The sequence below is a fragment of the Pseudomonas wayambapalatensis genome, assembly GCF_049942315.1.
In the GTDB taxonomy this organism is placed as follows: Bacteria; Pseudomonadota; Gammaproteobacteria; order Pseudomonadales; family Pseudomonadaceae; genus Aquipseudomonas; species Aquipseudomonas wayambapalatensis.
Genome location: NZ_JBNFMU010000081.1, coordinates 1 through 1,773, shown reverse-complemented (window position 1 = coordinate 1,773; position 1,773 = coordinate 1). Strand labels below are relative to the sequence as shown.

Sequence of the window (1,773 nt, the reverse complement as noted above, 5' to 3'; positions counted from 1 at the left end):
TTGCCCGGAACGGTGGCGTCGCTGATGCCAACGGTGAGCGAGCCGGAATCCTTGAAGACGTCATCACCTTGTGCCGGTGCCTTGTACTCAACCTGAGTCTGGCCGGCCGCGATGGTGACTTTGTCGCCATTGCTCAAGGTAACGGTCAGCGGACGGTCCAGTGGCTGGTTCACTTTGACGGTGAACGACGGCTGCTGGTCTTCGGTTACGTTGCCGTTGCTGACGATGGTGACAGAGACTTTGTCGCCTTCGTTGCCGGTGCCTGGAGTGCCAGTACCTGGTTCGTCTGTCACTGTGGTGGTGACGGAATTGTCGCCGAGGGTCAGTTTCTCGAAGTTATCACCACCGGTGACCGATTCGATCTTGTTGACGATGTTTGGCTGACCGCCGACGTAGACGTCGTCAGGGGCATGGATGGTGATGGTGCCGGTGGCGCTGCCCGCCGGAACGGTAACTTTTGTGCCGTCCGAGAGCGTGAAGACCAGGCCATTGTGGCCTTTGACGTCCAGACCCTGGGCATTGGTCAGCGTAACGGTATAGGTGATCTCGCCGCCCTCGGACACAGTGGTCTTGTCGGCGGTAAGGGTGGCGACAACCTCACTTTCGGTATCAGCGATCTGCACGGTAGCCGAGCCGCCGAGTTCCAGGTTTTCGAAGGTCTTACCTGGAACACTGGCGTCGCTGATCCCAACGGTGAGCGAGCCCGAGTCTTTGAAGACGTCATCGCCTTGGGCTGGAGCCTTGTACTCAACCTGCGTCTGGCCCGCAGCGATGGTGACCTTGTCGCCATTGCTCAGAGTGACGGTGAGCGGACGATCCAGCGGTTGGCTCACTTTGACAGTGAACGACGGCTGCTGGTCTTCAGTGACGTTGCCATTGCTGACGATGGTGACGGAAACCTTGTCGCCTTCGTTGCCGGTGCCCGGGGTGCCGGTACCTGGCTCGTCAGTCACTGTGGTGGTGACGGAGTTGTCGCCGAGGGTCAGTTTCTCGAAGTTATCCGCGCCAGTGACACCTTCCAGCTTGTTGATGATCGACGGTTGACCGCCAACGTAAACGTCGTCCGGGGCATGGATAGTGATGGTGCCGGTGGCGCTGCCCGCCGGAATGGTCACTTTGGTGCCGTCGCTGAGGGTGAAGACCAGGCCGTTATGGCCAGTAACCGACAGACCTTGGGAGTTGGTCAGGGTGACGGTGTAAGTGATCTCGCCGCCTTCAGACACGGTGGTTTTATCGGCCGTCAGGGTCGCGACCACTTCACTTTCAGTGTCAGCGATCTGAACGGTAGCCGAGCCGCCGAGTTCCAGGTTTTCGAAGGTCTTACCCGGAACGGTGGCATCGGTGATGCCGACAGTCAGAGAACCCGAATCCTTGAAGACGTCATCACCTTGTGCAGGTGCCTTGTACTCGACTTGAGTCTGGCCTGCGGCGATGGTGACCTTGTCGCCATTGCTCAGAGTGACGGTGAGCGGACGGTCCAGTGGCTGGTTCACTTTGACAGTGAACGACGGCTGCTGATCTTCGGTGACATTGCCGTTGCTAACGATGGTGACGGAGACCTTGTCGCCTTCGTTGCCGGTGCCCGGAGTGCCAGTGCCCGGCTCATCGGTGACATCGGTTTTCACTTCGCCCTGACCCAGAGTCAGTTTCTCGAAGTTATCCGCGCCGGTAACACCTTCAAAACACTTATTTTGGTTCACCCCACCCCCACCACTACTGTGACTGACGAGCCGGGCACTGGCACTCCGGGCACCGGCAACGAAGGCGACAAGG

General features: G+C 59.1%; 1 protein-coding gene. It reads right to left on the bottom strand.

Features of this window, described 5'->3' with window-relative positions:
- Positions 1-1,700 (bottom strand): immunoglobulin-like domain-containing protein (locus ACPZMI_RS02990; protein ID WP_426351640.1); only part of this gene is annotated, 1,700 nt, incomplete at its 3' end.
- Between the last annotated feature and the right edge of the window lie 73 nt (positions 1,701-1,773).